Origin of the sequence: Clostridium sp. AF32-7AC, assembly GCF_003477925.1 — a bacterium.
In the GTDB taxonomy this organism is placed as follows: Bacteria; Bacillota; Clostridia; order Lachnospirales; family Lachnospiraceae; genus Otoolea; species Otoolea fessa.
Genome location: NZ_QUEG01000004.1, coordinates 158,188 through 184,554, shown reverse-complemented (window position 1 = coordinate 184,554; position 26,367 = coordinate 158,188). Strand labels below are relative to the sequence as shown.

Annotated in this window: 30 protein-coding genes; 11 read left to right on the top strand and 19 right to left on the bottom strand. The window is 48.2% G+C overall.

Annotated elements, in window-relative coordinates; translation table 11 throughout:
* Position 1: 1 nt before the first annotated feature.
* The 15 genes from DWZ45_RS07975 to DWZ45_RS07900 all read right to left on the bottom strand — a co-directional run bounded on the left by DWZ45_RS07975 (position 2) and on the right by DWZ45_RS07900 (position 14,928).
* Positions 2 to 1,669 (bottom strand): C40 family peptidase, encoded by a 1,668-nt coding sequence (locus DWZ45_RS07975; protein ID WP_107001176.1) that lies wholly within the window; start codon positions 1,667 to 1,669, stop codon positions 2 to 4.
* Positions 1,670 to 1,948: 279 nt separating this feature from the next.
* A complete protein-coding gene (locus DWZ45_RS07965; RefSeq protein WP_107001296.1) occupies positions 1,949 to 4,216 on the bottom strand; it encodes a VirB4-like conjugal transfer ATPase, CD1110 family in 2,268 nt (755 codons plus the stop codon).
* Between the two features lie 79 nt (positions 4,217 to 4,295).
* Entirely contained in the window at positions 4,296 to 4,682 is a 387-nt protein-coding gene (locus DWZ45_RS07960; protein WP_016306500.1) for a PrgI family protein, read from the bottom strand.
* A 44-nt stretch (positions 4,683 to 4,726) separates the two neighbouring features.
* Positions 4,727 to 5,380, bottom strand: a complete 654-nt coding sequence (locus DWZ45_RS07955) for a hypothetical protein (protein ID WP_107001178.1) — start codon at positions 5,378 to 5,380, stop codon at positions 4,727 to 4,729.
* Positions 5,381 to 5,389: 9 nt separating this feature from the next.
* Positions 5,390 to 5,812, bottom strand: coding sequence for a SpoVG family protein (locus DWZ45_RS07950; protein ID WP_227589684.1), 423 nt, complete (start codon positions 5,810 to 5,812; stop codon positions 5,390 to 5,392).
* A 42-nt stretch (positions 5,813 to 5,854) separates the two neighbouring features.
* On the bottom strand, positions 5,855 to 6,394 hold the full coding sequence (locus DWZ45_RS07945) for an MT-A70 family methyltransferase (RefSeq protein ID WP_107001180.1): 540 nt from the start codon (positions 6,392 to 6,394) through the stop codon (positions 5,855 to 5,857).
* 41 nt (positions 6,395 to 6,435) lie between these two features.
* Positions 6,436 to 7,302, bottom strand: a complete 867-nt coding sequence (locus tag DWZ45_RS07940) for a VirB6/TrbL-like conjugal transfer protein, CD1112 family (RefSeq protein WP_009901636.1) — start codon at positions 7,300 to 7,302, stop codon at positions 6,436 to 6,438.
* A 39-nt stretch (positions 7,303 to 7,341) separates the two neighbouring features.
* Positions 7,342 to 7,557, bottom strand: coding sequence for a Maff2 family mobile element protein (locus DWZ45_RS07935; protein WP_016306504.1), 216 nt, complete (start codon positions 7,555 to 7,557; stop codon positions 7,342 to 7,344).
* A gap of 89 nt (positions 7,558 to 7,646) precedes the next feature.
* Positions 7,647 to 9,470 (bottom strand): VirD4-like conjugal transfer protein, CD1115 family, encoded by a 1,824-nt coding sequence (locus DWZ45_RS07930; RefSeq protein ID WP_107001181.1) that lies wholly within the window; start codon positions 9,468 to 9,470, stop codon positions 7,647 to 7,649.
* Positions 9,467 to 9,937, bottom strand: coding sequence for a PcfB family protein (locus DWZ45_RS07925; protein ID WP_107001182.1), 471 nt, complete (start codon positions 9,935 to 9,937; stop codon positions 9,467 to 9,469). Before DWZ45_RS07925 ends, DWZ45_RS07930 begins: the two co-directional genes overlap by 4 nt.
* 91 nt (positions 9,938 to 10,028) lie before the next feature.
* Positions 10,029 to 11,078, bottom strand: coding sequence for a hypothetical protein (locus tag DWZ45_RS07920; RefSeq protein WP_107001183.1), 1,050 nt, complete (start codon positions 11,076 to 11,078; stop codon positions 10,029 to 10,031).
* Positions 11,079 to 11,092: 14 nt separating this feature from the next.
* Positions 11,093 to 11,806: an antirestriction protein ArdA gene (locus tag DWZ45_RS07915; RefSeq protein WP_107001184.1), complete on the bottom strand. Its 714-nt coding sequence runs from the start codon at positions 11,804 to 11,806 to the stop codon at positions 11,093 to 11,095.
* 4 nt (positions 11,807 to 11,810) lie between these two features.
* A complete protein-coding gene (locus tag DWZ45_RS07910; RefSeq protein ID WP_107001185.1) occupies positions 11,811 to 12,896 on the bottom strand; it encodes a DNA cytosine methyltransferase in 1,086 nt (361 codons plus the stop codon).
* Positions 12,883 to 13,239 carry a hypothetical protein gene (locus tag DWZ45_RS07905; protein WP_009901612.1) on the bottom strand — a complete coding sequence of 119 codons (357 nt, stop codon included), beginning with the start codon at positions 13,237 to 13,239 and terminating at the stop codon, positions 12,883 to 12,885. The genes DWZ45_RS07910 and DWZ45_RS07905 overlap by 14 nt, the downstream gene beginning before the upstream one ends.
* 309 nt (positions 13,240 to 13,548) lie before the next feature.
* Entirely contained in the window at positions 13,549 to 14,928 is a 1,380-nt protein-coding gene (locus DWZ45_RS07900) for a ParB/RepB/Spo0J family partition protein (RefSeq protein WP_107001186.1), read from the bottom strand.
* Positions 14,929 to 15,088: 160 nt separating this feature from the next.
* Here DWZ45_RS07900 and DWZ45_RS14590 point away from each other — a divergent pair, with 160 nt between their 5' ends.
* From DWZ45_RS14590 to DWZ45_RS07860, 8 genes are all read left to right on the top strand, one after another.
* Positions 15,089 to 15,295, top strand: coding sequence for a recombinase family protein (locus DWZ45_RS14590; RefSeq protein WP_207663860.1), 207 nt, complete (start codon positions 15,089 to 15,091; stop codon positions 15,293 to 15,295).
* The gene (locus DWZ45_RS07890) at positions 15,289 to 15,792 is read left to right on the top strand and encodes a recombinase family protein (RefSeq protein ID WP_207663587.1); all 504 of its coding nucleotides are present in this window, start codon (positions 15,289 to 15,291) and stop codon (positions 15,790 to 15,792) included. Before DWZ45_RS14590 ends, DWZ45_RS07890 begins: the two co-directional genes overlap by 7 nt.
* 236 nt (positions 15,793 to 16,028) lie before the next feature.
* The gene (locus tag DWZ45_RS07885; protein ID WP_118468487.1) at positions 16,029 to 16,532 is read left to right on the top strand and encodes a helix-turn-helix domain-containing protein; all 504 of its coding nucleotides are present in this window, start codon (positions 16,029 to 16,031) and stop codon (positions 16,530 to 16,532) included.
* Positions 16,533 to 16,583: 51 nt separating this feature from the next.
* The gene (locus DWZ45_RS07880; protein WP_118468590.1) at positions 16,584 to 16,769 is read left to right on the top strand and encodes a DUF1778 domain-containing protein; all 186 of its coding nucleotides are present in this window, start codon (positions 16,584 to 16,586) and stop codon (positions 16,767 to 16,769) included.
* On the top strand, positions 16,756 to 18,774 hold the full coding sequence (locus DWZ45_RS07875) for a HaeIII family restriction endonuclease (protein WP_118468485.1): 2,019 nt from the start codon (positions 16,756 to 16,758) through the stop codon (positions 18,772 to 18,774). The genes DWZ45_RS07880 and DWZ45_RS07875 overlap by 14 nt, the downstream gene beginning before the upstream one ends.
* Positions 18,775 to 18,787: 13 nt before the next feature.
* A complete protein-coding gene (locus DWZ45_RS07870; RefSeq protein WP_118468484.1) occupies positions 18,788 to 19,252 on the top strand; it encodes a hypothetical protein in 465 nt (154 codons plus the stop codon).
* Between the two features lie 21 nt (positions 19,253 to 19,273).
* Entirely contained in the window at positions 19,274 to 19,480 is a 207-nt protein-coding gene (locus DWZ45_RS07865; RefSeq protein WP_118468482.1) for a hypothetical protein, read from the top strand.
* The gene (locus DWZ45_RS07860; protein ID WP_118468480.1) at positions 19,480 to 20,181 is read left to right on the top strand and encodes a hypothetical protein; all 702 of its coding nucleotides are present in this window, start codon (positions 19,480 to 19,482) and stop codon (positions 20,179 to 20,181) included. Before DWZ45_RS07865 ends, DWZ45_RS07860 begins: the two co-directional genes overlap by 1 nt.
* A gap of 397 nt (positions 20,182 to 20,578) precedes the next feature.
* Here DWZ45_RS07860 and DWZ45_RS07855 read toward each other — a convergent pair whose 3' ends face one another.
* The 3 genes from DWZ45_RS07855 to DWZ45_RS07845 all read right to left on the bottom strand — a co-directional run bounded on the left by DWZ45_RS07855 (position 20,579) and on the right by DWZ45_RS07845 (position 23,228).
* Positions 20,579 to 22,210: an IS66 family transposase gene (locus DWZ45_RS07855; protein ID WP_118468478.1), complete on the bottom strand. Its 1,632-nt coding sequence runs from the start codon at positions 22,208 to 22,210 to the stop codon at positions 20,579 to 20,581.
* A 297-nt stretch (positions 22,211 to 22,507) separates the two neighbouring features.
* Complete coding sequence (gene tnpB, locus DWZ45_RS07850; protein WP_118468476.1) at positions 22,508 to 22,870, bottom strand: IS66 family insertion sequence element accessory protein TnpB; 363 nt, start codon at positions 22,868 to 22,870, stop codon at positions 22,508 to 22,510.
* Positions 22,860 to 23,228: a hypothetical protein gene (locus tag DWZ45_RS07845; RefSeq protein ID WP_118468474.1), complete on the bottom strand. Its 369-nt coding sequence runs from the start codon at positions 23,226 to 23,228 to the stop codon at positions 22,860 to 22,862. The genes tnpB and DWZ45_RS07845 overlap by 11 nt, the downstream gene beginning before the upstream one ends.
* Positions 23,229 to 23,410: 182 nt before the next feature.
* On the opposite strand from DWZ45_RS07845, the gene DWZ45_RS07840 reads away from it, so the two are divergent.
* Complete coding sequence (locus tag DWZ45_RS07840; protein ID WP_118468472.1) at positions 23,411 to 24,076, top strand: hypothetical protein; 666 nt, start codon at positions 23,411 to 23,413, stop codon at positions 24,074 to 24,076.
* Positions 24,077 to 24,240: 164 nt separating this feature from the next.
* Here DWZ45_RS07840 and DWZ45_RS14655 read toward each other — a convergent pair whose 3' ends face one another.
* On the bottom strand, positions 24,241 to 24,540 hold the full coding sequence (locus DWZ45_RS14655; protein WP_243023466.1) for a hypothetical protein: 300 nt from the start codon (positions 24,538 to 24,540) through the stop codon (positions 24,241 to 24,243).
* A gap of 452 nt (positions 24,541 to 24,992) precedes the next feature.
* On the opposite strand from DWZ45_RS14655, the gene DWZ45_RS07825 reads away from it, so the two are divergent.
* Both DWZ45_RS07825 and DWZ45_RS07820 read left to right on the top strand, forming a co-directional pair.
* The gene (locus DWZ45_RS07825) at positions 24,993 to 25,877 is read left to right on the top strand and encodes an endonuclease/exonuclease/phosphatase family protein (protein ID WP_147352818.1); all 885 of its coding nucleotides are present in this window, start codon (positions 24,993 to 24,995) and stop codon (positions 25,875 to 25,877) included.
* A gap of 4 nt (positions 25,878 to 25,881) precedes the next feature.
* On the top strand, positions 25,882 to 26,322 hold the full coding sequence (locus tag DWZ45_RS07820) for a hypothetical protein (protein WP_118468468.1): 441 nt from the start codon (positions 25,882 to 25,884) through the stop codon (positions 26,320 to 26,322).
* Positions 26,323 to 26,367 lie beyond the last annotated feature (45 nt).

Below are 26,367 nucleotides of genomic sequence, written 5' to 3'. Positions count from 1 at the left end.
CTCACAAACGCCCGAAGGCATAGAAATGTGTCTGCCAGTAGCTTGAATTGATGTTTGCGTATTGGATGGGCGAACCACAATGAAGCATCATCCCGTCGCCCACATAAATCCCCACATGGGACACAGGGCCGGGGCTGTCATAGGTTCCCGTGAAAAAGATAATGTCGCCGGGCTTTGCCTCGGAGGGAGAAATGATAGCGCACTGGTTGTAAATGCCCTGCGCCGTGGTACGGGGCAGGTTGTGGACGCCGCTGGCCGTGTACACCCAGCAGACAAAGCCCGAACAGTCAAAGGAGGTGGACGGGCTGGAGCCGCCCCACACATAGGGCCAGCCGATATACTTTGTGGCTTCTTCCATGAGCGCCGCAAAAGCCGGGTCATCCAGCGCCTCGCCGGGTATCTCATAGCTGGGGCCGGTATCTTCGCCGCCGTTGTAAATCCCTTCCCACAGATAGGGCTTGTTGCCTTTGAGCTGCTGCATAACGGTGTAGATTTCCCGCTGCTGTTCGTTAAGCCTCGGCAGGATCACGGCAGGCAGCGTCTTGTTTGTGAGGGTCACATTTAAGATGTAATACTCATAGGGGACTTCCTCGGTGGTGGTTTCCCCTGTCTCCGGGTCGGTGCTGGTTTCGGTGCGGTAGCGTATCTCGACTTCCTCCGTCAAGGTCAGTTCATACTGTGCCTCAAAGATCTCCCGCAGCTCGTCCTGCACCTGTTCCCGGAAATACACATGGTACTTTGCCGAGAGATAGGACGCCAGCTCATAGGGGTTATGGCCGATCTCGTCCACGGAATAGCGGTACTCGTCATAGCCGGGATGGGTGCTTTCGATGTTTGCCACCGTCTGCGCCAGCTCGTTTTCCAGCGCCGTGTAGTCCTCGTCTACGCCCAGCAGGTCCGTATCCTCCGAGGCGTAGGAGGTGCCGGATAACGCATTGGCAAGGCCGCTGCCAAGCGTGGGGAAGATGGAGCTTACCGCCGACACAAGAAAACAGAGCAGCAACAGCAGGAGCAGGACCAGCACCGCCACGGGATGACGGGTCACAAACTGCGCCGCCCGCCGGGTCGCAGTTCCCGAAGCGGCAGCGGTTTTCTTTGCGGCCTTTGCGCCCTGTTTTGCAGCCGCCTTTGCTTCTTTGGAATACCGGCGTTTCAGTTTCCATTTCTGCTGCACACGGGAAAGCGGATTGCTGGCAAGCTCCGGGTGCTCGGAGGCCATCTTCTGAAAATCCATATTGGCCCGGGCTTTTATGTCCTTCCGTTCCCACTTTGCCACCTTCCGGGCCGGGTGTTCCTGCCAGCGGCGTTTGGCATACCGGGTCAGTTTCCGGGCTCCGGCCTCGGCCACAAGTTCCGACTTATGGGCTCCTTCCACACCCACATTTTCATGCTCGACTTCGTGGATCTTGTTGTGGACATAGAACCATGCTTCTGTACGGGCTCCCCGGACTGCCTTTTTTGCAAGCCCCGGCGGTTTCTTCGCTGCCCGTTTTGCCTCGGTCTTGTCCAGTTTCTCCCGAGCCTTTCCCAGCTTTTTCCCGGCGTGTTCCGCTTTTGCCTGTGCTTTCTGGTACTTGTCCTTTTTGCTCCCGGCATTCTCTGCGGAGCCCTCCGGCTCCTGTGCCTTGCTGGTATCCTGCGGCCCGCCCGCTTCATCCTCCTGCCTCATGCGGTCAGAGGGACGGCTTTTGCGGCTGTCCTCTTGAAACTTGCCGCTTTTGGACTTCGGGCCATCGTGGCCCGAAGGGCTGTCCTGCCCGGTATCCTCGTCCTCAAACCGCAGGCGTCGGGATGGTGCAGGGGAAGGCCCTTCCCGTTCCGCCGGTCCGGGGCGATTGCCCCCGGTATCCTCCGTCGGCCCCGGCCTTTGAAAACTCCGTTTGTCCGGTTTCTTTCCGATGATGTATCCCTCCTTTCCAAACCTCGGGCCAGCATGGCCCGAAGTGTGTTATGCCCGGTTCATTTCCTGTTTTTTGTCCTCCGGGCGGGTGGTCATAATGGCGTACAGCTCGGTGTTCTGCGGGAAGCGGTCAACAAACGGGATGGTGGTGTTCCCGAAGAACAGCAGCCCTTCGCCGGAATTGGTATGGGTCACATAGGAAAGCTGGTGGGGGCTGATCCCAAGCTGTTTGGCTAAAATCTGCCGGTCCCCCTGTGCCTGCGAGAGCAGCACAAGGAAGTCCGAGTTTTCAAAGATGTTCTCGATCTCCGGGCTTGCCAGAAAATCCTTTACGTTCTGCGTTAAAGCACTCGGAACGCACCCTTTTTTCCGCAGCATTTTCCAGATCGCTACACAATAGCTTGCCGTCAGACGGTCACGGAGCAGCACATGAAATTCGTCAAAGTAGCACCATGTAGCGATACCGCGGAGGAAATTCATGGACACCTGCGAGTTTACCAAGTCCTGCATAATGAGCATGGCAATCGTCCGAAGCCCGGCTCCCAGCTTTTTTAAGTCAAGGCATACCAGACGGCGGTTTAAGTCCACGTTGGTTTCATGGTTGAACACGTTAAGGGAACCGGACACATAGATTTCAAGAGCCGTCGCCAGCCGCACCGCCTCGCCCTCCGGCTGGGAACAGAGCAGGTCATACAGGGTTTGGAGGGTCGGCATTTTGCTTGTTTCCGGGTCCTGCAAGTGTTCCCGGTACATCTGGCGCACACAGCGGTCAATGACGGTACGCTCCACCGGCTGCAAGCCGTCCTTGCCGCCAACGATCAGCTCCATCAGCGACAGGATAAAGTCGGCTTTCAGCGCCATCGGGTTTTCCTCGTCGAAGCTCAAATCAATGTCCATCGGATTGATGTGGTGGGGGCTGTCCGGGGCGATCTCGATGACCTGTCCGCCCAGCCGCCTGATAAGGGGCGAATATTCGCCCATCGGGTCCACCACGATAATGCGGTCTTTTGTGGCAAGGAACACATTCACAAGCTCCCGCTTTGCGGCAAAGGATTTGCCGGAGCCAGGCACGCCGAGGAACAGGCCGTTGGGGTTTTTGAGCTTTTTCCGGTTCGCCATGATGACGTTATGGGAAAGTGCGTTGAGCCCGTAATAGACGGCTTCGCCATCCATGCGGAGCTCCTGCGTCATAAAGGGAACGAAAATGGCCGTGGAGCTGGTCGTCATGCCGCGCTTGATCTCAATGCCGTTATGGCCCAGCGGAAGGCTGGAAAGAAAACCGTCCTCCTGCTGGAAGTCCAGCCGCTTCAAGGTGCAGTTGTATTTCTGGACGATACCGGACACCGTGAACAGGTCATTGTCCAGCTCCCGGCGGGTCGGAGCCATGTTTACCACAAGGAAGGTCAGCAGGAACATTCTTTCATTCCGGCTCTGTAAATCTTCCAGAAGGGTCTTTGCGTCGTTGCTGTATGTTACGAGGTCGGGCGGAAGTATGTCCATGTCGTACCCTGACCGGGCTGCCTTCTTTTGTTCCTCCACCTTCATCTTGTCAATGTCGGAGACTTTGGCCTTGATGGATTTTACGGCGGCGGCCTGATCAACGGTCTGGATATGGAGGGTGATGGTCATTTCCGCATCCATTTCCAAAAGCTCCGCCAGCAGCTTGTCCGAGAGCTCCGAGGCCAAAATCTGCAAGTAGGAGGCAGCGCCCCAAGTCGTCCCCACCCGGAACAGTCGGCTGAAACGAAAATCGAAACTGTCCGGGGCGATAAAGTCTTTGGTGGAAAGCCCGGTTTTGGGGATCATATCCCATGAAAACCGGAAGGGGGAGCCGCTGCCGGGGTGGAGCTGCCCGTGAAGAAGCTCCAGCCGTTCCAGCCCTGAAAGGGAGCGGCACTTGACGCCCAGCTTTTTGAAGTTCCCGCAAATGTCCGCCTCTACACGTTCCAGCCTTGCCCTGGCGGTGGAAAGGTCGTCCACGTTCACGCCGAAGGTCAGGAGCTTTGTGCGGACAATGCCGTTGTTGCTTTTGGCGATCTGGTTTTCCAGCATTTCCACATACTCACACCGGACGCTGTTGTAATCGTCATCCTGCATGGGGATGTTCACGCTGTACCGGCTGCCCGGGCGGCTTCGGTGGTTGAGGAAGGAAAGCTGGAACGGAAGGCTGCTGTCAAAGTAGTTGAGGCAGGCGCTCCACCCGTCAAAGATGGCCGCCTGATCTTCGGACTGTGCGAGCTGGTAGTTGATGTCCTCGTATTCAATGGTTTTGGTGTAATAGCGGTCCGTTACCCGGCACACCCCATCCCGGTACATTTCCCGGTAAGGGAGGGTCTGCTGGGCGGTGGTGGGAATGTTCTTTCCCTTTGTGAACAGGCCGGTAAGGCCCTGCTTTTCAGGCTTTCTGCCTGCGGGCTTTCCGGCCCTTCTGCTGTTTTGCAATCGGCTGCGCCTCCTTTCTGGCGCTAAGCAGCGCATAGAAGTTTTCGGTTTTGTAAGGCCGCACCCGGGGATAGAGGAACCGGGTGCGGATGATGTTTTTCAGCACTTTTTCCAATGGCAGGCCGTCCCGCTCATACATAGCCAGAAAGAAGAACGGGAGCATGAGGCCGATCATTAGGAACATGGCGGCGCTGTTCCCGATACTGTCACGGGAAAGCAGGTAGGCCGGGAGCCCCACCGCCGCTGCGCCGGAAAAACAAACAAGCTGGCGCTTCGTCAGATTGAAGGCCAGCTTTGTCTTAATTTTGGAAAGGTCTTTTGGTACTGGCACATAGGCCATTTGGGTACACCTCCTTTACTGCTTCGGGCCAGCATGGCCCGAGGTCATCTTGCGGCCTCTTTGGCCGGGGCTGTACTGCGGGCGGCTTCGGCGGCCTTACGTCCGCTCTGCCTTGCCCGCCAGTATTCGGGATTATACTGCCGGATGGACTGGTTGAGGTTTTCTTCAAACTGCCCTTTGTCCTTAATGCGGTCAGGTATGTTCCACAGCTTTTTGTCCAACAGTTCCCGGAGCACCACACTTTCCTGCGCGTCCTCCTCATAGCAGATATAGCCCTTATCCTTGAAGCCGCACTTTTTCGCTGCTGGGGAGAGGACGGCGGCTACCTCGTTTGCCACCATCGTTCCGCCGTGGCTGGCGGTAGATACCAGAAACACCCCTGGACAGAGGGTTTCACAGCTCTGCACATCACCCCACGGGGAACTTTTCGGCGCATGGAACATTCCGCCCGTCCGGCTCCGGTCCGCCTGCATGAGCGCCGCCTTTTCCAATATGGCGCGAAGTTCCGGGGAAAAGTAGGCGTATTCCCGCAGGACACGGGCGGCCTCCCCGCCGCAGGCGTTCATCAACAGGGTATAGGCATCGCTGTCCGCTTTGGTACAGCGGCCCAGCAGTTTTCCGTCGTAATAGCAGGCCGCGTCATAGCCCGTCCGTTTGCGTGGCATGGTTCCCGCCTCCTTTCTGCTTCGGGCCAGCATGGCCCGAGGTCAACGCTCTGCGCTGCGGCTGGGCTTTTCCTTCGGAGGCCGTTCTGCCTTTGCCTGTTCGGCAGCCGCTTTTCCGGCTTTGAGCTGGTCGCTGATGGATGCACGCCCCACAGAGCCACGCTCCGCCATCTGTTCCAGCTTTGCCTCATAGGCTTGCAGAACAGCGGTGTTGAGCTGTTCCCGGAACTCCTTTGTGACAGGGTAGGCCATATCCCGGTAGCCGCCTTTGCCGTCTGGCTGGCTGGGCATCCCAAGAAAGAGCCCCTTGCTGCCCTGTACGATTTTCAGATTTTCCACCACAAAGCAGTCATTGAATTTCACGCTGGCAAAGCCCATGAGGTTTTTCACAGGTTCGATGACCCGCACGCTTACATCCAGCTTTATAGGGGCAGCTGGTGTTCCGCCCGCATTTTTTTCCTGCATGGATTTCTCCTTTCCGCTTCGGGTCAGCATGACCCGAAGCTGTTACAAGTTTACAGTGCTTTCAACTTCGTTTCCCCACACGTCCCATCCGGGCTTTTTTTCTCTGGCGAACAATTCCACTCGTGGTATATCGCCCATCAGTTCTACAATTTTCCGCCTGGCCTCGTCCGGCTTTTTACTGTGGCGCTCTATCGGGGAAACAATAAGCTGGTGAACACCGGTAGACTTACGCTTCGGATGTCCTTTTACTGCTAAAAGACAAATTTCTGCATTGCCTCTGGTCCAATACCCCAGACCGTAAAACCATGAGTAGGAGCGCCGGTTCCTCTTTATCCATACAAAAGCCACAGAACGATAAGAAAAGCCCCATGCTTTAATGACCTTTAAGGCTTCCGGCAGTTGTGGGAATGTTGCCCACAGAAACAAAACGCTGTCTTTTGCAGCCAAGTCGGCCACTGGAAGGGAACAAATTTCTTCAATACTCATAGTGGGATAATGAAGCTCTGCTGATCCCTGCCTGTTTTTCTGCTCATACCGCCACGGTGGATCTGCATAGATTATCGAAAATTTTTCTTTCGGCATGATCCTCCTTTCCGCTTCGGGTCAGCATGGCCCGAAGTCTCTTAATGGCAGCCGAAGATGGATTTTGCAAGACTGCCTGTTTTGAATAAGGTAAAACACAGCAGCACCGTATATCCCACGCAGCCCCAGATCGCCCCGATGGGGTCGCCGTCGGTGGCGATACTCTGGATCAGCACCGCATAGATTGCGACACAGACTAAGATCAACAGACCTTGAAAGCCCACCGCAAAGAGGGAGCGGAAATAGTTCTGCCCCATGTGTCCGGTTTCCCTGTTGGGGACTGTGGCAAACGGGATAGGCGCTAAACTTGTGAGTAAATAGATTTCAGTCATACGGCCATATACGATGACGAAGATCACGATATTTAAGGCAATCATGGTAAGCTGGATCAGGAAGGATTGTAGCCAGAGTCCGAACAGAGGACCCAACTCCATCGCTTCAAGTTCTGTCCGTAGACTGTCCAGCACATCCGGCGTGATCTCTGTCCCGTTCTGGATAATGCCCGCTGACTGCTGTATCACATGCTGGCTCACATCAAAGACCGCCAGCACGATATTGAAGGTATTCGTCAGGATCATCACAGCCACAAAGGTTTTGAACACCCACTTAAAAAACATCCATGTGTCAACTTCATGGAGGTTGTTGCGTTCTATGAGCATCTGTATCAGCTCATAGGTCATTACAAAAGTGAGGATGACCCCGGCGATTGGCAGGATGGCAGTTTCAGAGATCTGTCGTATCATGGAAAAGACCCCGGCGTTCCAGTCCGCCGGGGTCGTGCCGACCTGTGTGGCGATCTCGCCAACGCTCTGATTGACGTTATCGAAAAGGCCGTCCAGATTTCCCATGATACCATCGACGAGCAGACCTTTCAGCCATTCAACGATTGCGTCGATGATAAAGTCCATACATCAGCTCCTTCTGGAAAAAGGGACAACGGGTGACACTTAGCTGAACAGACCGGACAGCAGAGGGATAAGCTGAAGGCCGATCAGAACGACACCGCCGCCAGCCATGAGCTGCTTAATGCCCTGTGATTTTGCCGCAGGGTTGTCCGACCCGTAACCTTCCAGAAGGTTGATGACACCCCACACCGCCAGACCGGCGCCAAGAGCCATGACCAGAATTTTAAGAATGTCGATTGCCTGATTGAAAAATTCCATATACGTTCCTCCATTTTGTTTGTTTGATGGTTTTGGGTACAAAAAAAGCCGCCCACATCGGCGGCGCTTCGGGTCATCATGGCCCGAAGTTACACGAACTCGTCGCTGTCCAGATCATCGAAGTTCAACAGGTCAGCTTCTTCGTCCGTGTCGGAGCCGTCCACTTCGTACACCGTGTATTCGTCCTCCGGCTTTAGTCTCAATGGCCGGTGGCGGAACAGGCTTTCCAAGCGGAAGGCGTTTTTCTTTTTATCAAATTCGGCTGTGTACTTGTAATTCGGGTGCTTTTTCAAGTCATACTTCGGGGACAGGAAGGGCGGGAGCCCCCGAAGCTGCAAGATACATTTATCCCCGGGCATGGTGGTGATCTCGCTGGTAGTCATCAGCTCCCGGCCAAGCCGCTGCATATTCTGGCTGTAACTTTCAGACTGCCCCCGGCTCCGGCCTTCGGTCTGCATGGAGATGGTGGCCTTGCCCAGCCAGTTTTCCGAAATATCCTTTAGGGTGGAAGCCTCCCGGCCTCCGAGGAACACGATACTGTCCATGTTGCCCATGATGGTTTCAGAATGGTCCTTGTACAATGCCTTGCACTGGCTCATAGCCTGATAAAAGAGTGTCAGGCTGATCTCACGGGAACGGATGACAGCCACAATTTTCTCCAGCCCCGGCACCTGCCCGGTGTTGGCAGCCTCGTCCCACAGCACCCGCACATGGTAGGGCAGACGCCCGCCATAGGTATTGTCAGCCCGTTCACACAGAAGGTTGAACATCTGCGAAAAAGCGAGGGCAACCAAAAAGTTGTAGGTGGTGTCCGTGTCGCTGATAAGGAAGAACAGCGCTGATTTTTCATCCCCCAGCTTATCAAGCTCCAGTTCGTCATAGGACATGATCTCCCGAAGCTGGGGAATGTCAAAGGGGGCAAGTCTGGCTCCGCAGCTAATCAGTATGCTTTTAGCTGTCTTGCCGCTGGCCAGCTTGTATTTCTTATACTGTCTCACAGCGAAGTGCTGGGGACTGCGGCGTTCCAGCCCATCGAACATATAGTCAACCGCATTTTTGAAGGTTTCGTCATCTTCCCGGACTTCCATGCTGTTTATCATTTCCACCAGCGTATTCATGTTGCGTTCTTCCTCCGGCCCCTCAAAGACGATATAGGCCACAAGGGCGCAGTACAAAAGGGTTTCGGCTTTTGTCCAGAACTCGTCGCCCTCCTTGCCATCGCCTTTGGTATTGGCAATCAGGGCGGTAACGAATTTCAAAACATCGCTTTCCGTCTTGATATAGGCCAGCGGATTGTAGTGCATGGATTTGGAGAAGTCGATACTGTTGAACACCCGCACCCTGTATTTTTCCCTTTGCAGGAACCGCCCGCACTGGTCGAGGGTGCCGCCCTTCGGGTCTACCACCACATACGAGGAATGGGCTTGAAGGAGCTGCGGGGTCAGCCAGAACCTTGTCTTTCCCGAGCCGGACGAGCCGATGACACAGGCGTTTAGGTTCCGGGCATTGGCAGGTACCTTCGGACGGGTGTTCATGGTAAGGAACTCCGTCCCGGTTAAAATGACATTGTTCTGAAATTTAGGGTCTACAAACGGCTTTATATCCTCCTTTGTTCCAAAGCGGGCGGTGCCGTACTCCGCATCCCGCCGGAATTTTTTTGCCTTCCTGATCTTTGACTGTATCAGCAGATACATCCCAGCCGCACCGGCAAGGCCCACCAGCAGGTCAATACCGCCCAGCCCCGGCCAGTAGGTTTCAAAGGCTTTCGGGAAGGTGTCGAGCATCCCCATGAGCTTTGTCCCGAAGTCTGTGCCGGGTGCAGTCCGGTAGGCCGTCCCGATTTTGGAAAAAAACCAGAACACAAAGAGGTACGGCAGGTTGGGGAGCACATATTTTCTGATCTTGTCACTCAACGTCCGTCCTTCACCGCCTCTCTGGTCCGCTGCTTCTCCTTTGCCTGCGTCCTGATCTGCTCCGTGAATTTCCGAAGCTGGCCGAGGATAGAAGGCTTGTCCTGCTCTTTGTCCAGCACCTTTGCACTGTACTTCTGGAAGGCCGCCGTGATAGCGTCCGCCTGATTGGCTTTGAAAAACAGCAGGTAATGGCCGGGGCTCACTTTATGGAAAGCGTAGTCCACATGGAACTCCTTCGCGATCCGGTCAAAATCCTTCGGGGCTCCCACATAGGGCATGGCGCTTTTGCCGCCATAGTGGTTCATCAGCTTTTTCACACTCTGGCGTCCCTGTGGGGTCAGCGCCTTCCGGTGGTGCTTTTGCAGCGTCCGCACCACCTTCCCAAGAGCGGCAGCCAGCACTTTTCCCGTGAGCTTCGTTGTCCTGATCGAAAGGGCAACCGTTTTTTGGTTTACTTCTTCCTGCATAAAACCTCCTTTCCGTCGGGGTTCCCGCTATCCGGGAGGCCCCCGTACAATCTCGGCGAACAGAAAGCCTCGGGCCAATGTGGCCCGAGGCTTACCGCTCGGCATCCCTGCCGGACGGAGCTTTCTTTTCCGGCTCCGTCTGGACTTTTTCGCCCTGTTCCCGCATGGTCTGCAAGATAGAGGGCTTCTTTTGAAGCTGGGAGGGCTTTTCGCCGGACAGCGGCTTGATACATTCCAGCCGGTCAGCCGCCCGGATGGCGTTGTCCGTGAGCTGCCTCTGCCATGCACCCACGCTGGGAGCCCAACGAAAGCCGCTGCTTTTCAGCTCGGCCCGGGTGTCCGCGTCAGGCTTTCCGTCAAAGAACACCTGCAAGCGGTTGTCCTCCCGGTTCATTTCCACACGACCCCCATCGAACTCCCAGCCGGAAAATTCCTGCTGTGCCTGTTTGGAAAGCTGTTCGATACGGGCCTTTACCCGGCGGATCTCCGCGTTGTTGTTGGTAAGCTGGTAGCTTTCAAAGGGCCTCGGGTCGCTCCGCCAGCTTGACGCCATGCTTGCTTTCAGCTTTTCGATCTGGTCCGGCGACAGCAGCGCACAGCCATCCAGTTTGCCATGCTTGCGGTAATAGGCGTTGACCTCCTTCATAATGAGCTGGGAGCGTTCCAGCCCGTCCAGCTTCTTCTGGAGCTTTTCAATCGCTGCCGGGTCATCGGCGCTGATCCCGCCCATGCCGGTACTGCGTATCTTATCCAGCAGCCCTTGAATATACTGCCATTCCTCCATGTTGCTGTCCCGGGCCCGGTTCTGTTTTTCCTTCTTCCCCACCGGGAAATTGGCAGGTCCGGCGATCATCACAGAGGGAACCCTTGCGTCAATGGCAAAGCCCTGGTTCATGTTTTCAGCCAGCTTTCGGGCATAGGTGTCTAACAAATGGTCGATCTTCTCATGGTACATGGGGGCCACCCGGGATTTCTGCTTTTCCGCTATGGCGGCGGCCTTGTCCACCATTGCCCGGTATTCCGCCGTTGCGCTCCCTTCCTTGTAGTCGGAAAAGCTGTTCATTTCCTTTGCCCGGCGGGCGGCTCCTTCATTGATAGGGTAATAGTTGATGGTATGCACCTCCTTCATGCTTCGGGCCATGCTGGCCCGAAGTCCTACCGTTCTTCATGGGAAGGCCCCGCCTTGTCCTTTTTCGGAGCGGGCGGGGCTTCTTGAAACCGTTTGAGTGCAACGAGAATGGAGTGGACAGGTTCGGCCTTTTCAGGATAGGCAAATATCCGGTGTTCCGGCGGAATGTCCTGCGGCCCGTGGTAATACTCCTTGAAGCCCTCCGGGACTGCCGACACATATCCACCGGGAGCGAATACGCCGCCCTCGTTGATACGCACATCCCGCCCGTATGCTTCATAATCGAAGTAGTTCTGAATGTGCTCCGGTATGTCGATGGTCCCAAGCTCGTCGGCGTAAAGGCGGCCCAGCCCTTCATCATCGGAAATATCCGGGTAAAAGCGGTAAAGGTCAAGGTTCTGCGTCAGGTTTATCAAATCCTTCACGCTCCGTGTGTGGTTTCCCAAGACAAGAGCGGCTTCAAAGGTTTCCAGTCCGCCCTTATCCCGTACTTCCAGCAGGGCGTGGCCCAGCTCGTTCAGCTCGTCGATGTTCTCACATTCGTAGAGATGATCGTAGAGCCCCAGCACATCGCTGTCAAAGCTGGTAAAGAACACTTCGCTGTACCGTTTCCCGTCTATCCCGATTTTGGCAAGGGCGGCCTGCAACTCCTGTGTCGTCGTGGGGAAATGTACCGTTGTCCCTACCTCAATCCCCATCAAGGGGTACAGGGCGGTGTTGGTTATATAGGCTTCAAACATGGGCTCATTCCTCCTTTCCGGCCCGGTCAGCCAGCACCTCATAGATCCCGGCCATAATGTAATCGGCGCAAGGGAGGGCAATCGCGTTCCCCAGCGCCTTGTAGCGTTGCAGAGGCCGGATCTCCACGCCGTCCGCCCCGTACTTTGTCCAGCCCTCTGGCAGCCCCATCAGCCGTTCGCTTTCCGTTTCCGTCAGAAAACGGATACAGCCGCCCTCCGGGTCGCCCTCATACCAGAAGGCGAAGGGCGTCACGTCACTGGCTAAAAGAGTGGGAAAAGGGTCAGTTGGTAATCCGAAGCTGTTTCGGAAGGCCGTTTCTTCCTGCCTTTTTGCCGCTCCCCGCATACGGAAGCACTGAAAGGGGTGGATGACTGGTATCTGCCGCCCTGTTTCAAAAGAAGCTGTTCGATCTCCTTCGGCGGCGGCCCGCCCGCCCTCTCCGCAAGGCGGAGGAAGTGGGAGCATTGGACGGGGCTTAAATAGTATGTCTGCGGCACGTCTGCCTCCAAAATCCGCCACGACGAAAATCCGCTGCCTTCGTGCCAGCCTTCGGGTGCCTGCCCAATACTGGGCGTCCATGAGCCGCCAGCACACATCAGGCGTTCCCCCTCGCACCATTCCGGCATTTCCCCATCTTCCCGAAGGAGGCATTGGAACTTCGGTGTCCGAGAAGGCGGATAGGACGGCTCTAAAGTCCATCCGGTCATTTGTAGAAAACGCTCCCATGACGTTTTCCCAAACAGCGATAGCTGGATATAGGTTATCAGTAGCATCCCTCATTTCCTGTATGATACGAAACGCCTGATAGAACAGGCTTGATTTTGCCCCGGCAAGGCCGGAGCGGTTGCCGATCAGAGAAAGGTTCTGACAGGGGGAACCGAAGGTTATCACATGGACCGGCGGGATTTTCCCGCCGTCCACCTTCGTAATATCTCCCAAATGCGCCATATCGGGAAAGTGCCTTTTGGTTATGGAGATGGGCGCTTTTTCAATCTCGCTGGCCCAGACCGGACGGATACCGCACCGGGAAGCAGCCAGAGGGAACACGCCGATCCCGTCGAAAAGGCTCCCCAGCTTAATGTCCGGCATGGCCCGGGGTGCCGTGTCCCTTCACGGCAAGCACCCCTTCCAGCGTTGTCGCCGCAATGCCCAGCCGTCCGGCAACCGCAATATCGTTTTTCACATCCTCGTCCACAACGCTGCCGCAGACGATCAGGGTATGAGAACGCCGCAGCATATCCCGGCGCATATCAATCCCGGCCTTATGTTCCTCGGGAACGCTGTCATTCAAAAACAGCGGCAGGTACAAGAGCGGGCAGATCGGGGAAAAGCCCGCCTCATAAGCAAGGCGGCAGTAGTGAGCCGCCAGCTCCATATCAACATCCGGCTCGCCGCTCCATGCGGCGGTCAGGTACGCTAAAGGTCGTTTCATTGGTTGAGCCTCCATTTCTGTTTTGGTTTAGGGAAAAGCAAGAGTTCGCCCAATCCCTCCGCCCCTTCCCCCGGGAAGGGGAACGGCTCTGGAGAATTTATATCCCCGTCGCTTGACCGGGAAAAAGCATAACCGGGAGAAATCCGTCAAGGGTGCCTCTGGCACCGCCTGCGGCGGCGCTGCCCTTGACTGATTTTCCCGGCTATGCTACGGAATAACTGGCGACGGGGAATCATTTATATCTCCAGAGCTTCGGGGCGCGGGGCAGAGCCCCGCAATCCTCGGGCCATGCTGACCCGAAGTTTTAGCTTACTTTTCCTGTTCGGTTTTCTTCTCCGGTTTTTCGTGTTCCTTCTGCTGACCCTTCCAGTCGTCCAGCAGCTTGATGATCTGGTCCTTCATTTCCCTCGGCGTAGTTTCCTTGCCGAAATACTTGCTCAGTTCCGCACCTGTCAAAATCACTTTGTCTACCTCCTTTTTGTCCTCCATCATAATGCCGTCGATCACATCCCCGTTGAGCAGCTTCTTTTCGTCCAGTTCCCGCATACGCTTTGCCTGCGCCTGTGAAGGCGAGGACTGCTGGCTGTCAATGGCAACGGCGATATAGTTCTGGTTCTTCTTGCCGATATAGGAAAGCTCCACCGCCGTAGTAAAGCCCAGTTTTTTTTCATCCATCAGCTTCATCAAGTCGGGAACCAGCTCATTGAGCCGGATATACCGCTGCACCTGTTTGACCGCCATCTTATTACGCTCGGCCACAATTTCGTTGGAGCGTTTTCCTGCGTCCTTCGGGTCAATCTGGCCCGAAGTGCGGGAGCCCTGGTGCTTGATAGCCTCAAGCTGCATTTTCAAGGCTTTGGCCCGCTCACTGGGGAGGATTTCTTCACGCTGGTTGAGATTATCCTCGACCATCTGCGTGATGGCTTCATCGTCTGTCAGGTTTCGGACGATACAGGGCATATCCGCATATCCGGCAAGCTCGCTGGCTTTCTGGCGGCGGTGGCCGGACACGATCTCATAGCCGCCATCCTCACGGGGACGGACGATAGCGGGCTGGGTCACGCCCTTGTCCTTAACGCTGGACACCATAGCCCGCATTTCTTCATCGTCCCGGACTTCAAAGGGATGGTTCTTGAAGGCGTGGAGTTCGTTCAGCTTGATATAGACGATCTGCTCCTTGCCCCGGCGTGGAGCATCCTTCGGTTTTTCGGGTTCCTTCGGAGCGGGAGCGGCCTGTACCGTTGGAGCCGTTTTTTTCTCCGGTTCCTTTTTGACCGCCTTTTCCGTTTTCTGTGCGGGAGCTTTGGATTTCGAGGCTGCGTCCTTGTCCTTATCTGCTTTCGGGGGACGGCCCCGGCGCTTCGGCTGTTCCGGCTCTTTGGGTTTTTCCTCTGCTTTTTTCGGAGCCTCCGGCTGCTTTTCCGGTTTCTCCGCTTTTGCCGGGTCAGGCTTTTCCACGCCGGGAGCTGCCGCTCGTTCCTCGGCTTTCTTTTCCTTCATAATTTCAGCGAAGTTATAGACAGAAACCTGTGGGGTCTTTACCTCTGGTTCCGTCTTTTTTTCCGGCTCCGGGGAAACGGAAACCTTCTCCGACTCTTTTGGGGGATTAGGCGGTGTTTCCTTGCCCGGCCCGCTATCCGTTACCGGCTGTTCCGGCGTTTTTGTGGTTTTATCATCTGCCATAAGCATTTACCTCCTGTTTTTTGGCATGAAAAAAGGGGCTCAACTTTTCAGTCAAGCCCCCGTGGGAAGTTCCTCCTTTCTCCGCCATGATACAAAAATACCGCCCGTAGTCTCGTTTGGGCGGTACTTTGTGTAAGATTGGCAGTCCATTATTAAGTTTTTTATTATGTTCCCTTTGTACACCGTTGCAAGGGTGTCAACAGAGGGACAGGTCAAACAAGGATATTCCCTAGCGGAGCAACGTGCGGAAATTGAAAAATATTGCAGTTCCAAAAGTTACAACTTGGTAGGAATATTCAAGGACGAGGGTATCAGCGGAGCGAAAGCCAACGAGGACGAAATGAGCATTGAGCGTGGCGGTCAGACTTGGTAAAGGTTCTGCTACACAGAGAACTCAAAAAGAACAATGTGGATATTAAAGCGATTGACAGACCGAATTATTCAATCTACACGCAAAATCCAAACGAAATTTTTGTAAATGGGATGTTTGAACTTTTGGATGTGTATGAGCGGTTGGAGATAGCATTGAAATTAAAACGTGGACGATTGCAGAAAGCCAAGGGCGGTGGTTATGCAGGTGGTGGCGCTCCGTTTGGTTATGAGAGTCTGCGTGGTGGCAAAAAATTATATGTAAATGCAACAGAGGCAAAAGCGGTACGGAGAGTATTTGAGATTAAGCAGAGTTTTCCAGATATGACGCTGAAAAGCATAGCAGAGTTTATGAAAATGGAAGGACACAAGGGCAGAAAAGGTGCTGACTTTAACGCTATGCTTGTGAAGCGTATTCTTGATAAAGAGAATTTTTATAGAGGATATTACAATTACGACGGTATTGAGAGCGTGGGAGAGTATGAACCGTTACTTTCATAGAAAATAATATGTGTCTTGACATTGCTATCATTTTGGAAAGATTGCAGTTGTTATATGATAAATTGCAGGAGCAGAAAAAACGTGGAACGGACTGTTGATAGGAAATTGTACTGACAGCAAAAGTAGAAGAATAGCAGTGGGCAGGAAAGAAACAGCATTCAGAAGGGCATGGATGGTATTACATAGTAATTAGAAATTTTGAAAAAAATGTGAGCAGGAAGGAACGTGCAGCGAATATGGAAACATTGGAAAAGGTTTGGGTTCTATATGACGAGATGTTTTGTGACGAATTATCCATAAAGCTACTATATCAGAAGAAAGATTCAATTAGCGAGTTCGTGGATGAAAATGAAAATCCCATTAGCAAAAGTGCAGTAGCAGTCTGGATTATGGAGAACTATTACAATGACAGAAAATTTGTGGAGTACTGCAAAGAGAGAAAAGGGAAAATACTCGAAACAGCGGAGCAACTGTATCAATATAATGAGGAATACAGAAAGAGCGTAGATGAAGAAAGATTGTATCTGCTGTATCTGATTGGCATAGCGGTTACAAAAGTTGCAAATACTTTTGGAGTAAGTCGGCAGACAGTATATAGCAGAATTAAAAACTTTGAAGAAAACAGATATATAAAAGTTTTCACATTACTCCGACTAATCTGTAATTGGATTAGCCGGAGCTTTTTATATTCCAGTATTAAATGCTACAAAAGAACACCTGTTTGTGCAACAAAGTATTGACAATGACATACTATAGAAGGTAGAATGATGAGTAGTCGGAGGTGTCAAATAGTGAAAAAATCAATATCAATAAGCATACGAGTGAGCGAAGAAGAATTAGATAAATTCAAGCAGGCAGCTAGATTAGAGGCATATGCTTCGTATAGCGAATTTGTACGAAGGACAGCACTTATCGAGGCAGCGAAAATAATAAAAAAGAACGAGAATGAAGGAGCAAAATTCGATGAATGTAATTAGCTTGTTTAGTGGTTGTGGAGGACTTGATTTAGGATTTGAGAAAGCTGGATTTAATATACCTGTAGCGAATGAATTTGATAAAACAATATGGGAAACGTTTAAGGTCAATCATCCTAATACACATTTAATAGAGGGGGATATCAGACAGGTTACAAGAGATGATATAGCACAATATATAGATGGAGAAGTGGATGGCATCATAGGGGGACCGCCTTGTCAGTCATGGTCGGAAGCAGGATCTCTTAAGGGAATTAAGGATGCAAGAGGTCAGTTGTTTTTTGATTATATAAGAATATTAAAAGAATTCCAGCCAAAGTTTTTTTTAGCGGAAAATGTAAGTGGAATGCTTGCAAATAGACATTCAATTGCGGTTCAGAATATTTTAGAATTATTTGATGAGGCAGGATATGATGTTTCTTTTACATTGGTTAATGCTAAAGATTATGGTGTTGCAGAAGAAAGGAAAAGAGTATTTTACATAGGGTTTAGAAAAGATTTGAATATAGACTTTGGTTTTCCGAAGGGGTCCACTAAAGATGATTCTAAGAAGATTACCTTACGTGATATAATTTGGGATTTGCAGGATATGGCAGTTCCTTCAGGAGAAAAGAATCGACATAATCCAAAAGCGATAAATAATAACGAATATTTCACAGGTGCTTATTCACCTATATTTATGAGTCGTAATCGTGTTAAAGGCTGGGATGAACAAGCGTTTACAGTTCAGGCATCTGGACGTCAATGTCAGTTACATCCACAGGCTCCTAAGATGGTAAAAGTTGGAACTAACGATTGTAGATTTGTAGAAGGAAAAGAACATCTTTACAGAAGAATGACAATTCGTGAAGTTGCAAGAGTACAGGGATTTCCGGATGATTTTAAATTTATATACAATGATACAAATACTGCATATAAAATGATTGGTAATGCTGTTCCAGTGAATTTAGCATATGAGATTGCTACAGCAATAAAATTGTATCTTGAGGGAAAGGGTACGGCTGTTGAAATTGATAGAGATGCTATTGATGCTAAGGAGGTTAATGAGAAAAAAGTGAGTACAAAGAGTAATGATCAGGGTAGAGCATATGAATATGCATGGATTCAAACTTTATATAAGGCAATAGCTGAGTTAAGGAAAACAAGAATTGTTGAAAATTCAAGTTTGATAGCAAATGAAAAAGCATGGTCTTTAATGGATGAAGATATGCAAGAAACATTTATGATATCTGCTGGAGCTGCAGTTAATACAGTATTAGAACTTGAGCCAAGAATGGCTGAAATGGATAATGATGAGCTTACTCTTGAATTCCAAAAGGATGGTCAAGGCATAAAAGGTGATGTTAGAGATATTGTAATAAAGAGAAAAGATATTGAATGGGAGATTGGCTTAAGTATTAAGCACAATCATGATGCGGTTAAGCATAGCAGATTAAGCTATAAATTAGATTTTGGAAATGAATGGTTTGATATGCCTTGTTCTGATGAATATTGGAATGCAGTTGAACCAATATTTAACTTTTTAAAACAGGAAAAAGATAATGGCACAAAGTGGTCTGAAATTGGGAACAAGAGTCAGAATGTGTATATCCCATTGTTGCAGGCTTTTATTGATGAAGTGAATCGAGCAAATGAGAAAGACAATACAATGCCAAGAAAAATGATTGAATATTTAATTGGAATTGAAGATTATTATAAAGTTGTGAGTAAGGATAGCAAGAGACTTACAATGATTCATACATTTAATATGCACGATACGTTGAATAAGCCTGCAAAGAACAAGGTATCTGCAATCACAGTACCTATTGTGAAATTACCTACAAGACTTGTAGCACTTGAATTTAAGCCTAACAGTGATAATACAGTAGAAATGTATCTCGATAATGGTTGGCAGCTTAGTTTCAGAATTCACAATGCAAGTACAAAAGTTGAACCAAGTCTTAAGTTTGATGTTCAGTTTATTAGTATGCCAATAGAAGTTCTTAATATAGAATGTAAGTGGAATTAAGGCGGTAGCGTAAATGAGAAAAATGCTTTTAAGCTTCAAGCCGGAGGTATACGAGAAAATAAAGTCTGGGAAGAAAATATTTGAACATAGAAGAAATTTCCCGGATGAGCCAATTATGGCATATATGTATGTTAGTTCGCCCGTTAAGGCAGTTACAGGTATAGTATATTTAGGTAAGCGACATCTATTATCTGACTGGAGAGAAGAGTTTAAAAATGATAAAGATGCTGTTGCACGTATTGAAAAATATCAAGAATCATATCGATACGCTATGGAAATTGATGAATTTCAAGAAACCACAGAGATTTCACTTGATGATTTAAGACATGCCGTTCCGGGATTTGTTGCACCGCAGATGTACATGTATTTGGATGGGACGGAATTATTGGAATATATTAATAAACATATAAAAATACAAAAAGTGCATTTGATACATAGCTTTAATAGAATTGCATCTGAGCAGATTTGTGTTCATTAATTATAAATAGGAGAATGTGATATGTCGATTAACATTGGTGATAATAATAAAATTAAAAATGCTAATATTGCGGAAAGACTTGAGATTAATGATGATCAATCTGTTAAGAAATCATTTTATGAAAAGCATCCTGTAATATGTGGATTCCTGATTTCTTTAGTGGCGGGGATTGTATTATTATTTTCATTCTGGGATAGAATTGTAAATTTGATAGAGGGGGTGTTTTAATGCCAAAAAGTAAAATTATCAAGGAACTTGCAAACGGGACTGTGGATACGCTTATAGCACTTAAAAGAACAAAGGTGTTATTAACTGGGTTTGATAATGTTGAATTAAATACTTGGATTAATAATGAGATAACAGGATATCCTAAGGATGCAAAGATACCTACATATAGAATAGTACGTGGAAGTCTTATGGGGTCATATTTTAAAGGTTCAATGGCATCACATATGACATGGAATCATGTTTCAATTCCATTAGGAAAGATGCCGGAAGATTTACAGGATTCTTTGCTAAATGTTAGTTTTCGAGAGGGAGTAGAAGCATTAAGACAACTTGTGGAAAAATGTGATTCATCAAGTATACAATTAGGAAAACAGATTAATGCAGATTTTTTTCCAGTAATAGTACACTATAATAAAGATCCATATATGATGATTACATCGGCAATGGTTGAAATCTCAAGTCAATGTATTCATAATATTTTATCTACCATAGAAAATAGATTACTTGATGCTTTGATTCTTTTGGAAAAAGAGTTTGGAGTATTAGATGATTTAGACATAGATATAGACTCAAAATCTAAAGATGAGAGAATAGAAATAGTTAAGCAATTACAAGTAATAATATTTAACGACAATAGCGTAAATATTGGAGATGGAAATAGAATAAAAGAATCTAATATCGCATCCAGTATACAAGAATAATATAGTTTGATTGGAACAACTGTAAATAAAATTTGTCAGTTATTTAAGCCAAGAAGAATGTGAGGAATATTTTAAAAAATAGTGGGGTATCCAAATCTCTACAGTATTTCTGCCTGAAGACCGATGGTCCCCTACGTGCGAATTTTCGCAGAATTAAACAGGGGGATACCCACAGAATCCATATTATATGAAAATTCCCATAGAATACCGCTTCTTTAGCCGATTTTGTTTTGCCGGATAGTACCGAAATACGCATAAAAACCGTGTGTAAAACAATAGAAAAAACACAGTTTTTATGCGTATTTTTTTGCAGAAATATAATCAGAAATACCTTGCTATTCGTAAACGCTCCATACCAAGTACCCTATAAGCTAAAAGCCGCTTCCGCGGCTCTACTTCATTGCTTTTTCGGTTTTCTGACAACGTCCGGCAACTTTTTCGACCATGGAAGCAGGTCATCTAAGAATGACCGGTCGCTGTCATCCATGCGCTTGGGGATCCCTGTCAGAAGGTGTTCAAAGTATTCGTATGGTTTTAGGTTATTCGCTTTTGCCGTCTCTGCGATGCTGTAAATAATCGCGGATGCTTTCGCACCATTGATCGTATCGATCATCTGCCAGTTCTTCTTTCCAACACAGAATCCGCGGATCGCGCGCTCAGAGGCGTTATTATCCATAGGGACATCCCCATCTGTCAGGAAAACCCGGAGATATTTTTCCTGATTTAGAGCGTAACTGAAAGCATCCTTCAGCTTTTCTGTTCCGACCTCGCTTTCATGCTGCTTTAGGTACACGAACAAAGCGTCTACCAGTGGCTTTATAGCCACCTGACGCTGGGAAAGCCGTTCTTCCGATGAGAGCTCCTTTAGCTTTCCTTCTTTTCTGTAGATCGTCTGGATCTGCTTTAAGATCAGATAGGATGCGGATTCTTTTTGGCGTTCTTTCGGTACTACTGCAAGCGCTTCATCAAAGCGCCTGCGGGCATGGACCCAGCACCCGGCTATCGTCAGGTCTTCATGCTCTTTTTCCAGTGTATGGTAGACCTGATAGCCATCCGTCACGCAAATGCCGGAATAATTCTTTAGGAATTCCCGGGGATGAGAGGCATTTCTTGTCCGCTGATACTCATAAAGGATGATCTGTTTTTCCGGATACATGTGGTCAGAACGGTACACCCACATATAACTCTTGGAACCGGCACTGCGACCATCCCGTTTTACCAATACCGGTGTCTCATCAGCCTGGATGACATGATAGCTGTAAAGTAGCGAATGAAGGTGATCATACAAAACGGCGAGATATTCTTCTCCCAGCCGGATCATCCAGTTCGCCATGTTCTGCCTGGTTATGGCAAGGCCATATCGAAGGAATTCCTGTTCAAGGCGATAAAGAGGGACCGCGTTTACGTATTTTCCATTCATGACCGCAGCAGCGAGCGAAGCGGATACGGGGCTTCCATGAAGCAGGCTTTTGGGATGCTTTGCTTTTATCATGTGCCCGTCTGTTTTGCTGGCATATACACCAACATGGTGCTCATCCACCTCGACTTTTGCCGGAATGAAACGATATCTGCGTGTAATAGCATCTGGAAGCTGTTTCCAGCCGTTTTCACCGAATTCTGCTGTTAATTCTTCTTCGGTCATGTAGTGGTCGATCCGATTTGTAGGAAGCCCGGACATATCCTGTGCTTTCTTACCGGTTGCTTTTTTTCTGCGTTCCGGTGCCGGCTCCAGAGTCTCTGGTTCCGGTGCCTCCAGATCACAGACAGCTTCGGCTTCATTAAAAAACACAATGGTTCCATCCACTTCAGCAAAACGGAGCTGCTGGGCATCCTCCATTTTTTCAGAGGAACGTCCAAACCGGTTCTTATTAGCCAGGATCAGCTGTTCCATCATTGCCTGCATCTTCGTATCCAGGGAATGCAGGTCGGCACTGACCTTTCCTAACTGTTCCTGTTGATTCAAAAATAACTGGATCAGCATAGATTTATCAAAGCTGTTTAACTGTTCTTCTGTGAACTTCATCGTCATGGCAGGAACTCCTTTTCTCAATGAGTCCATTGTACCAGATCTGTACGTTTTCTGCCACTTGGCGCCTGTTTTCCTTTCGGCATAATGACGGTGGATAACAGTACAGAGCACCTGGGATAGCTTTTCAGGATTCCAGATGTTCTGTACTGCTATCCACAGATTCAGAACGATTTTTCTGCCCGAAACCGTGTGGTTTGATTCCTGCGGACTGAATTCTGTGGATAAGCTTTATGAAACGGAAGAGATTCTTTTTTCTTCTGTGAAATATGGAAATTTTTTCTCCATAATGCACAAATGTTACATCAATCTTTTAGGCGGATCATTTGGCCTGATCGGATGTTTGGGGAGAATTTCAAGCCCTTGCATCAGCATCGTATACTGTTCCGGGGATATTTCCAACGCCTCTTCTACGGAACGTGGCCAGTTGAAGGCACCGTTGCTCAGTCTCTTGTAAAGAAGTAGGAACCCATCCCCTTCCCATAAGAGTCCCTTGATCCGGTCCGTCTTCTTCCCGCAGAAAAGAAAGAGCGTATTTTTATCATACGGATCGAGCTGAAACCGGAACCGGATGATCGTTGCGAGACCATCCATTCCTCTCCGCAGATCGGTATAACCAGCTGCAAGATAGATCTTTTTCAGACCTGTGGCGTCATTCAGCATTAGACAGAACCTCCAGGATACACTGAAGCATATCTTTAGAGACAGGATTATAAATTTCAAGTGCCAATCCTCTGGAATTTCGCAAAATAGCTGTCGGTTTTAAGCTGCTGTCTTCCTGGGGCAGAGCTTTCTCTGTCGGCTGAGGAAGTTCCACAAACGCCGGTTCTGGATTGTAGACCTCCAAACATGCTTTGCGGACTCTTTTCAGACGATAATAATAATTCGCTTTTGTGATGCCATGCTCACTGCACCAGGTTTCTACTTTCATATCTGCAGGGCGGTTTTTACAATCCTGGATCTGTGCCGCCCATTGCTGCAACCGAACCTGTTCAGCAACTAAACTTGTTTGACTGCTCATAGCTAGACCTCCATAGGCGGTCAAAAAAGTTGAGTACTTAACTTTTTTGACTCTGTATAGTGTGAGACTATTATGGCAGAAAAAGGAGTGGAGGAACAGGTACTTGCTATGGAGCGTTTACTGCTATTCTGTGCCGTCAGAGTGATATATGTACTACCGAAAAAGAAAGGCAGGTACATATTATGAAAAATGGAATCAGATTTACACTGAAACCAAAGCAAAGACCGAAGCTGGCACAGAAGATTGGCAAAATACTTGGAACAGCACCGAATTATGAGCGGGTGCCAAGCTGTGCATACGATATTGCAGGATACCGACTGGACAAAGAGGGCGTGCTGCACATCCCAGAGGGAGTAGCGGTAGAAATGGTAGAACACTTAATTCGGCAATTACGAGAGTGTGGTTTTCAGGATGATGCGGAATTTACTGAAGAAGTCCCAATGCAGCAGGACAAGCTCACAATAGCAGTTCCGAGAGCATGCCTTACGGATACGGCATTGGAAAATCTACAGAAGATCATAACAAATAAGCAGACGCTTTTCCAAAAGGCATTTCAGACGGACAGCACCGAGGTTGAAATCACAGAGGAGAAAATTAACTTTGCATGGTTTCCATATACGGAAGATGGTGACGAGATAGCAGCATACACGCAATTTATCACAGGACTGTGTGATATGGCAAAAGATGCAAAAAGAGTATCATCAAAGCCGACCGAAACAGACAATGACAAATATGCTTTCCGATGTTTTTTGCTCAGGCTTGGCTTTATCGGAAATGAATATAAGACAGCAAGGAAGATTTTGCTTAGAAATCTGACTGGAAATTCAGCATTTCGTTATGAGAAATAAGGATAAAATCACACTGGGGTGTCGGTGCGGACCAATGCCCTTTTTCTATGAAAAATCAGTTGGGGCAACTTGTGGCAGATGATTTAGCTTATTCTTATAGAGCCTATATAGAAAATAACCTATATTACTTGCCACATCTTGCCCCAGTGTGAAAACAGCCGTGGTCACGCCCAGAGGTTGTCATTTTCTTCCTGTATTTTTCTGTGATAAGCTGTGCGGGATTTTCTGCGGTTTCGTTCCTTTTTACATTCTGGATTGTCACAGTATTTCTGACGGTTTCCGTTCTTGATGAATAGGCGGCCACAGCACTCACAGGTGGCAACACCAACCCGGTCCGCATAAGCAATCGGATAATCCGTAGGGATAGATACATATTGCGACAGGGCGAATCGGGCAGCATCGAATACAGAGTGAAAATCCGGCATGACCTTCAATTCTCCATTCTCATCTAATCCGAGCTTCATGGTTACTCCACTCATTTCATTCAGGTAAGCAGATATTTTACCGAGATGTTTCTGCATAGGAAATGAATTAAAATCTGCAAATTTATTTGTCCATGTGATCTGTGCAAGTTCTGCAGAAACATCAAGCTGTTCCAGACATTTTTTGAACATAAGGACAACAAGAGTGTCACGGTACAGTTTTTCTAAATCATCTCTCATCTCTTTTACAGCGAAAGTAAAACTTCCAAGAATATTGGTAGACACATCCCAATATTCTGCATCTTTATCTATACCCCATTTATACACATATCGGATTTGACGATGCTGAGGAAGAACTGAAGCGAATGGAAGACTTCGGAAAGGCACAGGCGGAGGTTGAACAGAAGAAGGAGAAACCGATGTCGCAGAAGATGTTTAAGGTAATTTGATATAGAAGATAGATAATGCTCCGGCTTGGCTGGGGCGTTTTTTCTATGGAAAAAGAAATAATCTATTGGTATAATATAATTGGAAGTTTATATGAAAAAGAGGTGAGAATAATCAAAATTCTATTTTGGAACATATATAATAAAAATCTAATTAGTCCACTAATTGATATGATAAAGGAAAATCAATTAGATATAGTTTCTTTGGCTGAAGCTGAAAATTTGGATATAACTGCAATATTGAATCATCTCAAATTAAGTGGTAATGAATGGAACGATATTCAGATTAGCCCGCAAAATGATATTAGAGTGTTGGCAAAGAAAGAAATTAAGATTATTCCATATAAAGAAGATGGGCATTATTCCATTTATAAGATAAAAAAATATGATAAAGTTGATTGTCTATTAGTAGTTGTTCATCTTTTGAGTAAAAAGACAAAATCTAATGAGGCACAATATAACCGTGCGAATGACATAGCTAGGGAATTGAATAAATATGAACAAGAATTTTTTGAAAATAATGAAAAACGGACAATTATAGTAGGGGATTTTAATATGCAACCATATGAGGCTGGAATATGTAGCGGTTATGGTTTTAATGCAACAATGTCAGCTAGTCATGCGGCTAAGAAAACTAGAAAAATTGATGGGAGAACAACATATCTTTATTTTAATCCTATCTGGGCTTTAATGGGTGCAAATAAATTAGTTCAAGGTTCTTACTATAATTCAGGAGACAAAGATGACCATGCAATATACTGGTATTCATTTGATTCAGTATTATTAAGACCATGTTATATTGATAAGTTTAACTGGGACTACTTTGAAATAATAGAAAAGACAGAGAATCACAACTTTGTTCCCAATACAACAATTGATAAAGAAAAATATTCTGATCATTTGCCAATAAAATTTGAAATTATAGGAGGATGAAAATATGGCTATAGATTTATGGGGATTTAAAAATGTAAAAGATTTGGAAAAAAATACTAGCGACTTTCCAGAAACAATCTTAAAAGAGCAGATATCTGCATTAGGAGATAAAACGGGATTTGTGCTTTATGGAAAACCTATTTATATGAAAGTGACAAATCATGAAGTTGAATATGGTGCAGCAACAATATTTAATGTAATAGTTCCGGCATTGGATGACTATAGTAAGACAGTGCTAATTATGTATTCTAATTTTGAACAGAATTATCCAGTTGCGATTTCAGTAGGGAAATCTTTCTCTGAGGATATGGATTTTTTTTGCCCGCAGTATGAATGTAAAAATATAGATGAATTTAAAGATGCATTGAAGAAAATCCTCAGTTCAGATGAAGTTATGGAAACCATTAAAACATTATATTCAAAGGCTAATATGTTGGGAAATTAAGCAGCATTAGTTAGCTCATTTATAATGGCTGCAGATAGGAGGTTA

Bases quoted from the DNA above. Each gene is read 5' to 3' on its own strand.
- DWZ45_RS07870 (WP_118468484.1), top strand. From the start codon at position 18,788: ATGAGAAAAATGCTTTTAAGCTTCAAGCCGGAGGTATACGAGAAAATA.
- DWZ45_RS07940 (WP_009901636.1), bottom strand. From the start codon at position 7,302: ATGGACTTTATCATCGACGCAATCGTTGAATGGCTGAAAGGTCTGCTC.
- DWZ45_RS07845 (WP_118468474.1), bottom strand. From the start codon at position 23,228: ATGAGCAGTCAAACAAGTTTAGTTGCTGAACAGGTTCGGTTGCAGCAA.
- DWZ45_RS07825 (WP_147352818.1), top strand. From the start codon at position 24,993: ATGGAAAAAGAAATAATCTATTGGTATAATATAATTGGAAGTTTATAT.
- DWZ45_RS07840 (WP_118468472.1), top strand. From the start codon at position 23,411: ATGAAAAATGGAATCAGATTTACACTGAAACCAAAGCAAAGACCGAAG.
- DWZ45_RS07865 (WP_118468482.1), top strand. From the start codon at position 19,274: ATGTCGATTAACATTGGTGATAATAATAAAATTAAAAATGCTAATATT.
- DWZ45_RS07945 (WP_107001180.1), bottom strand. From the start codon at position 6,394: ATGCCGAAAGAAAAATTTTCGATAATCTATGCAGATCCACCGTGGCGG.
- DWZ45_RS07885 (WP_118468487.1), top strand. From the start codon at position 16,029: ATGGAAACATTGGAAAAGGTTTGGGTTCTATATGACGAGATGTTTTGT.
- DWZ45_RS07910 (WP_107001185.1), bottom strand. From the start codon at position 12,896: ATGCCGGACATTAAGCTGGGGAGCCTTTTCGACGGGATCGGCGTGTTC.
- DWZ45_RS07965 (WP_107001296.1), bottom strand. From the start codon at position 4,216: ATGTACCGGGATGGGGTGTGCCGGGTAACGGACCGCTATTACACCAAA.
- DWZ45_RS07955 (WP_107001178.1), bottom strand. From the start codon at position 5,380: ATGCTGGCCCGAAGCAGAAAGGAGGCGGGAACCATGCCACGCAAACGG.
- DWZ45_RS14590 (WP_207663860.1), top strand. From the start codon at position 15,089: ATGTTCCCTTTGTACACCGTTGCAAGGGTGTCAACAGAGGGACAGGTC.
- DWZ45_RS07975 (WP_107001176.1), bottom strand. From the start codon at position 1,669: ATGAGGCAGGAGGATGAAGCGGGCGGGCCGCAGGATACCAGCAAGGCA.
- DWZ45_RS07855 (WP_118468478.1), bottom strand. From the start codon at position 22,210: ATGACGATGAAGTTCACAGAAGAACAGTTAAACAGCTTTGATAAATCT.
- DWZ45_RS07915 (WP_107001184.1), bottom strand. From the start codon at position 11,806: ATGTTTGAAGCCTATATAACCAACACCGCCCTGTACCCCTTGATGGGG.
- DWZ45_RS14655 (WP_243023466.1), bottom strand. From the start codon at position 24,540: ATGAAGCTCGGATTAGATGAGAATGGAGAATTGAAGGTCATGCCGGAT.
- DWZ45_RS07950 (WP_227589684.1), bottom strand. From the start codon at position 5,812: ATGCAGGAAAAAAATGCGGGCGGAACACCAGCTGCCCCTATAAAGCTG.
- DWZ45_RS07905 (WP_009901612.1), bottom strand. From the start codon at position 13,239: ATGAAACGACCTTTAGCGTACCTGACCGCCGCATGGAGCGGCGAGCCG.
- DWZ45_RS07820 (WP_118468468.1), top strand. From the start codon at position 25,882: ATGGCTATAGATTTATGGGGATTTAAAAATGTAAAAGATTTGGAAAAA.
- DWZ45_RS07925 (WP_107001182.1), bottom strand. From the start codon at position 9,937: ATGCAGGAAGAAGTAAACCAAAAAACGGTTGCCCTTTCGATCAGGACA.
- DWZ45_RS07935 (WP_016306504.1), bottom strand. From the start codon at position 7,557: ATGGAATTTTTCAATCAGGCAATCGACATTCTTAAAATTCTGGTCATG.
- DWZ45_RS07875 (WP_118468485.1), top strand. From the start codon at position 16,756: ATGAATGTAATTAGCTTGTTTAGTGGTTGTGGAGGACTTGATTTAGGA.
- tnpB (WP_118468476.1), bottom strand. From the start codon at position 22,870: ATGCTGAATGACGCCACAGGTCTGAAAAAGATCTATCTTGCAGCTGGT.
- DWZ45_RS07860 (WP_118468480.1), top strand. From the start codon at position 19,480: ATGCCAAAAAGTAAAATTATCAAGGAACTTGCAAACGGGACTGTGGAT.
- DWZ45_RS07960 (WP_016306500.1), bottom strand. From the start codon at position 4,682: ATGGCCTATGTGCCAGTACCAAAAGACCTTTCCAAAATTAAGACAAAG.
- DWZ45_RS07900 (WP_107001186.1), bottom strand. From the start codon at position 14,928: ATGCTTATGGCAGATGATAAAACCACAAAAACGCCGGAACAGCCGGTA.
- DWZ45_RS07920 (WP_107001183.1), bottom strand. From the start codon at position 11,078: ATGGCCCGAAGCATGAAGGAGGTGCATACCATCAACTATTACCCTATC.